5 protein-coding genes are annotated in these 5,656 nt (G+C 69.5%); 4 read left to right on the plus strand and 1 reads right to left on the minus strand.

The features are described 5' to 3' along the window. Positions 1–25 precede the first annotated feature (25 nt). Positions 26–748: an anaerobic ribonucleoside-triphosphate reductase activating protein gene (locus tag ACFWP0_RS24340; protein WP_377846777.1), complete on the plus strand. Its 723-nt coding sequence runs from the start codon at positions 26–28 to the stop codon at positions 746–748. On the opposite strand, the gene ACFWP0_RS24345 is transcribed toward ACFWP0_RS24340, so the two are convergent. Then, positions 745–2,139 carry a PLP-dependent aminotransferase family protein gene (locus ACFWP0_RS24345; protein ID WP_377846779.1) on the minus strand — a complete coding sequence of 465 codons (1,395 nt, stop codon included), beginning with the start codon at positions 2,137–2,139 and terminating at the stop codon, positions 745–747. The two genes, ACFWP0_RS24340 and ACFWP0_RS24345, sit on opposite strands and share 4 nt — an antisense overlap. A gap of 145 nt (positions 2,140–2,284) precedes the next feature. On the opposite strand from ACFWP0_RS24345, the gene ACFWP0_RS24350 reads away from it, so the two are divergent. The 3 genes from ACFWP0_RS24350 to ACFWP0_RS24360 all read left to right on the plus strand — a co-directional run bounded on the left by ACFWP0_RS24350 (position 2,285) and on the right by ACFWP0_RS24360 (position 5,515). Beyond that, positions 2,285–3,571 carry a hydroxymethylglutaryl-CoA reductase, degradative gene (locus ACFWP0_RS24350; RefSeq protein ID WP_377846781.1) on the plus strand — a complete coding sequence of 429 codons (1,287 nt, stop codon included), beginning with the start codon at positions 2,285–2,287 and terminating at the stop codon, positions 3,569–3,571. Positions 3,572–3,644: 73 nt separating this feature from the next. After that, positions 3,645–4,130: a hypothetical protein gene (locus ACFWP0_RS24355; protein ID WP_377846476.1), complete on the plus strand. Its 486-nt coding sequence runs from the start codon at positions 3,645–3,647 to the stop codon at positions 4,128–4,130. Next, positions 4,127–5,515: a tripartite tricarboxylate transporter permease gene (locus ACFWP0_RS24360; RefSeq protein ID WP_377846478.1), complete on the plus strand. Its 1,389-nt coding sequence runs from the start codon at positions 4,127–4,129 to the stop codon at positions 5,513–5,515. The genes ACFWP0_RS24355 and ACFWP0_RS24360 overlap by 4 nt, the downstream gene beginning before the upstream one ends. Positions 5,516–5,656: the final 141 nt, after the last annotated feature.

Consider the following 5,656-nt stretch of genomic DNA (forward strand, 5'->3'; position numbering starts at 1 on the left):
GGCGGCCAGCCATGCCACGCACCGGCTGGCCGCCCGGCCGGCTTACGCGGCTCCGCCCCAGCCCGTCGTCGAACCGCTGCCGCGGCATTCGCCCGCGGTGGGCGGACTGGTGCCCTTTTCCACCGTGGACTGGCCGGGCCAGCTTGCCGCCGTGGTCTTCATTTCCGGCTGCCCGTGGCGCTGCCACTATTGCCACAACACCGAGCTGCAGACGCGCGCCGCGCGCTATGACTGGCGCGAGGTCCGCGAGTTTCTCGAAACCCGCCGAGGCCTGCTGGACGCCGTGGTGTTCTCCGGCGGCGAACCCTTGAGCGAGCCGCGCCTGCCGGCGATGATCCGCGACGTCAAGCGCATGGGCTACCGGGTGGGCCTGCACACCGCGGGCATCTACCCGCTGCGCCTGGCCGACGTGCTGCGCCACCTGGACTGGGTGGGCATGGATATCAAGGCCGACGCCCAGGGCTACGACGACATCACCGGGCGGCGCGATTCGCAGCGCCCCGCCCTGTCCTGCCTGACGCAGCTGCTGTCGGCCGGCCCGGACTTCGAATGCCGCATCACCTGGCATCCCGACTGGCTGGACGAAACGCGCCTCCTGGCCCTGGCGCAGGAGCTTGCGCGCCGCGGCGTGCGGCGCTTTGCCGTGCAGGCGGCGCGCAGCGCGCCCGGCGCGCCCGTCGCCCGCGCCTTGAGCACGCCAGCCCAGGCGGCGCTGCGGCAGGCTTTCGAGGAATTCGCCTATCGCTAACGCAGCCGCGCCTTCAGCGTGGCATAGAACCGCGGCGAACCGACGGCGCCCACATTGCAGCGCGACCACGGCGACACCGCCGTGGGGTCCACGCTGAACACGCGGCCGGGCGCCATGATGACCTTCTCGGGCATCAGGTTCGCCGCCAGGGTCAACGAGTCGGCCACGCCGGGAAAGGCCGACCACAGATAGAGCGAACTGGTCGGCCGGGCGAACACGTCGGCCCCGAGCGAATCGAGCACCTGCAGCGCCTGTCCGGTGGCGGCCTCCAGCCGCTGGCGCAGCCTGACCAGGTGGCGCTCGTAGTGGCCTTCGCGCAGCATCACGTCCACCATGCGCTCGCAGTATTCGGAGCTGCTGACGTGGACCAGCGCCTTCAGGTCGGCCAGATCGCTGGCCAGCGCCGCATTGCAGGCGATAAAGCCCACGCGCAAGGCCGCGGAAAACGATTTGGAGAAGCTGCCGATGTAGATCGTGCGCTCCAGCTGGTCCAGCGCCGACAGGCGCACGGCGGAGGTCGGCTTGAAGTCGGCCAGCGGATCGTTCTCGACCACCATCAGGTTGTAGCGCTCGGACAGTTGCAGGACCTTGTAGGCCTTGGCCGGCGAAATGTCCGAGCCGGTGGGGTTGTGCGCCAGCGACTGGGTAAAGAACAGGCGCGGCTTCTCGCGCTGCAGCAAAGCCTCCAGCGCGGCCAGGTCGGGGCCGTCCGGCAGGCGCGGCACCCCCAGCATGCGCACCCCGGCCAGCTTCAATTTGCCGAACAGCGGGTAGTAGCCCGGATTGTCGACCAGCACGGCGGCGCCGGGCGGCGCGAAGTAGCGGATCACCAGGTCCATGGCTTCGTTGGCGCCATGCGTCAGCACCAGCTGCGGCGGCGCCACATTGACGCCGACAGCGCCCAGCTTGCGCACCAGGCTTTCGCGCAGCGGCGCATAGCCGAAGCGGCTGCCGTAGCGGAACAAGGCGCCCAGCCCCGTGCGCACCACTTTCTGGTGATAGCGGTCCATGCGCATGTCGGCCAGCCACTCCACCGGCGGAAAGCCGTCGCCCACCGCCACCGCGTCGGGCTGGGTCTTGAGCTGTTCGCGCATGAGCCACACGATGTCCATGGCGCGGCTCAACTGCCCGGGCTCCTCGTCGGCGGACGGACGCGCCTGCTCCACATCCAGCACAAAGAAGCCGGAGCCGCGGCGCGGTTCCACCAGGCCCCGGGCCACCAGCATTTCAAACGCCACCACCACCGTATTCTTCGCGTAGCGGTGCAGCTGCGCGAGCTCGCGCAAGGACGGCAGCTTGTCGCCCGGGCGATAGACGCCGTCGGCGATCTGCTGGCCGATCAGCCCGGCCAGGCTTTCGGCGATGGGCGCGGCGCGCGGCCGGCCGGGCATGTTCGCTTCATCCACGCGGGGATCCCCACCTTGTTATTGCCAAAATTGGTGCAGTGCGATGGTACTGTTTGCCCAAACTGTACCTCTGAATAGCGGTACAGTTTACCTAGAATCAGGCCACTCGATTCTTATACGGAGACACGCCATCGTGGCCGATTCACGCCTGCCCAATTTCCGGGCCCTTACCCCCGCCCAACGCCTGGCCGCCATTGCCGCCGCGGCCTCGCTCACCCCCGAAGAACAGCAGCTGCTGGCCGCCCCCGGCGCGCTCGGCCTGGACCGCGCCGACGGCATGATCGAAAACGTCATCGGCGCGTTCGAGCTGCCGCTGGGCGTGGCCGGCAACTTCCAGGTCAACGGCCGCGACGTGCTGGTGCCGATGGCGGTGGAAGAGCCATCCGTGGTCGCCGCCGCGTCCTACATGGCCAAGCTGGCGCGCGAATGCGGCGGCTTCGAGACCTCCAGCACCCGCCCGCTGATGCGCGCCCAGGTGCAGGTGCTGGGGCTGACCGACCCGCATGGCGCGCGGCTGGCGCTGCTGCGCGAACGCGACCGCATCCTGACGCTGGCCAACAGCCGCGACAAGGTGCTGATCGAACTGGGCGGCGGCTGCCAGGACATCGAGGTCCACGTCTTCCCGGACACGCCTCGCGGCCCCATGATCGTGATGCACCTGATCGTGGACGTGCGCGACGCCATGGGCGCCAACACCGTCAACACCATGGCGGAGGCCGTGGCGCCGCTGGTCGAAGAGATCGCCGGCGGCTCGGTGCGCCTGCGCATCCTGTCCAACCTGGCGGACCTGCGCCTGGCCCGCGCCCGCGTGCGCCTCACGCCGCAAGTGCTGGACACGAAAGAGCGCAGCGGCGCGGAGATCATCGAAGGCGTGCTGGACGCCTACACCTTCGCCGCCATCGACCCCTACCGCGCCGCGACGCACAACAAGGGCATCATGAACGGCATCGACCCCGTCATCGTCGCCACCGGCAACGACTGGCGCGCAGTCGAAGCGGGCGCGCATGCCTATGCCAGCCGCTCGGGCCGCTACACCTCGCTCACCCAATGGGAAAAGGACACCTCGGGCGCGCTGGTCGGCACCATAGAAATGCCCATGCCCGTGGGCCTGGTGGGCGGCGCCACCAAGACCCATCCGCTGGCCCGGCTGGCGCTCAAGATCATGGACGTGCGTTCGGCGCAGGAACTGGGCGAAGTCGCCGTGGCCGTCGGCCTGGCGCAGAATCTGGGCGCGCTGCGCGCGCTGGCCACCGAAGGCATCCAGCGCGGCCACATGGCGCTGCATGCCCGCAACATTGCGCTGGTGGCGGGCGCGACGGGCGCGGAGATCGACACGATCGCCAAGCGCATGGCGGCGGAGAAGGACGTCCGCACCGACCGCGCGCTGGCCTTGCTGGAGGAACTGCGCGCCTCTTGATGCGCCCGGCCTGGCAAGAACAGAGGCGGCGCGCGGAATTCCCGCGCGCCGCCTGATCACAAAGGAGAGAGACATGAAACAAAGCCCCCCGGCGCCACCCGCGCGCCTGGCCGAAGTCTGGAGCGACACGGTGGACCTGAGGCAGCTCGCCTGGGCCATCGGCATCGGCATCACCATCAGCGTGGCGGGCTTCTATGCCGCCAGCCGCTGGCTGCGCGGCGTGGTGGCGTCGCCCGAGCTGGCCCACGCCTACGCGATGCTGGCCGGACTGGCCGGCTGCGTGCTGGCCGGCGTGATTTGCGCGCGCCTGTTCCCGCCCAAGCGCGAAGTCATCGAGCACAGCTCCACGCATGATCCGGCCTGGCGCGCCGAGGTGCTGGCCGAGCTGGCGGAGCAGCCCGGCGGCCTGGGCACGCTGGCGGACCTGCCGGAGGCGGTGGTGCGCGAGCTCAAGGAACTGGACCTGTACGACCTGTTCGCCGAGCCCGCGGCCAAGGCCGCCGTCCCGCCCGCCCCCGCGGACGCGCGGCGCGGCGCCGCCAAGGAGGCCCTGGCATGAGCGATCCCATTCTGCTTGAACAGATCATGGTGGCCGCCGCGATGGGGCTGCTGGGCGCGGTGGTGTTCGCCGCCATCGGCCTGGTGTCGGGCACCGACGAGACCACGACGCTGGCCCCGCTTACCCTGCTGGTGGTGCTGCTGGGCGTGCCGCCCGCGGGCGTCTTCACCTTCTTCCTGGCGGGCGCGGTGGCCAAGCACATGACCCACGCCGTGCCCACGGCGCTCCTGGGCATACCGGGCGACACGCTGGCCACCCCGCTGCTGCAGGACGCGAACATGCTGCGCAAGCTGGGCGTGCCGCATATCGCGCTGCGCAAGATGGTGTCCGGCGCCATCGTCGCCGCCTTCGTGGCGGTGCCGCTGGCCGTGCTGTTCGCCGTGCTGCTGGCGCCGTTCGGCGCGGCCATCACCAAGTCCGCTCCGTGGATCTTCCTGGCCGCGGCCGTGCTGATCGCCTACTTCTCGGCCGGACGCTGGGCGGCGGTGGCGCTGCTGGTGCCCTTCGTCATGGTCATCATCGCCCTGCAAAGCCTGACGGCCAAGTACGGCGTCAAGCTCAGCATCAGCTACTTCCTGGGCATCGCCATCGGCCCGCTGATCGCCGACCTGTTCACCGTGATCTCGCCCCAGGGCCGCAGCAAGATGATGCGAGACAAGGTGCGCACGTTCTCGCTGGCGCCCGACGTCAAGGGCTGGTCGGGCTACTTCCCGAACCCGCTGAAGGTCATGGACCGCGTGCAGACGCGCTGGACGCTGGCCACGGCGGCGATATCGAGCGCCACGTTCGTGTTCAGCCCGGTGGCCATGACCGTGGTGCTGGGCGAACTGGTGGGCTCGCGCGTCAAGCACGCCTATCATCGCCTGACCACGGTGCTCAGCGCGCGCAACGGCGTCACCGAAGCCACCTACATCGCCGAGGCGCTGATCCCGCTGATCGCCTTCGGGCTGCCCCTGAGCCCGGTGGCGGCCGGCCCGGCCGCGCCGCTGTTCAACGCCCCGCCGCGCTTCACCGTGGACGCCGCCACGGGCCAGACGCACAACCTGCACAACCTCTTGAACCACTGGGAGTTCCTGGGCTACGGCATGCTGGCGGTGCTGCTGGCCGCGGTGGTGTCCTACCCCTTCGCCATGAACTTCGCGCGCCGCGCCGCGCTGTTCGTATCGCGCAAGGTCAGCCACGAAGCCATCATCGCGACCTTCGTCGGCCTGATCATCGTGATCAGCATCTGGGAAGGCCAGTTCCTGGGCCTGCTCGTCATCCTGACGATGGGCCTGTTCGGCGGCCTGCTGTCGCGCCTGTTCGGCTTTAACACCGGCGTACAGTTCATGGGCTACTACACCGCCGTGCTGTCCGTGCCGGCGATCATCAAGCTGCTGGGGTAAGACGGGAGACCGGGACGGGGCCTCGCGGCCCCGTCCCAGGTTCCCGCCCCTACCGAAAGAACTTGACCACCACCCAGGTGACATCGCGGCCGTCCACTTGGGGCATGATCGACTGGTGCATGAAGGTTTGCGGTCCGGTGG

The sequence above is a fragment of the Achromobacter sp. NPDC058515 genome, from assembly GCF_042721735.1.
Classification (GTDB): domain Bacteria; phylum Pseudomonadota; class Gammaproteobacteria; order Burkholderiales; family Burkholderiaceae_B; genus Achromobacter.

What these genes read in the sequence shown, in the direction of transcription:
- ACFWP0_RS24360 (WP_377846478.1), top strand. Translation starts at nt 4,127, where the DNA reads ATGAGCGATCCCATTCTGCTTGAACAGATCATGGTGGCCGCCGCGATG.
- ACFWP0_RS24345 (WP_377846779.1), bottom strand. Translation starts at nt 2,139, where the DNA reads ATGCCCGGCCGGCCGCGCGCCGCGCCCATCGCCGAAAGCCTGGCCGGG.
- ACFWP0_RS24355 (WP_377846476.1), top strand. Translation starts at nt 3,645, where the DNA reads ATGAAACAAAGCCCCCCGGCGCCACCCGCGCGCCTGGCCGAAGTCTGG.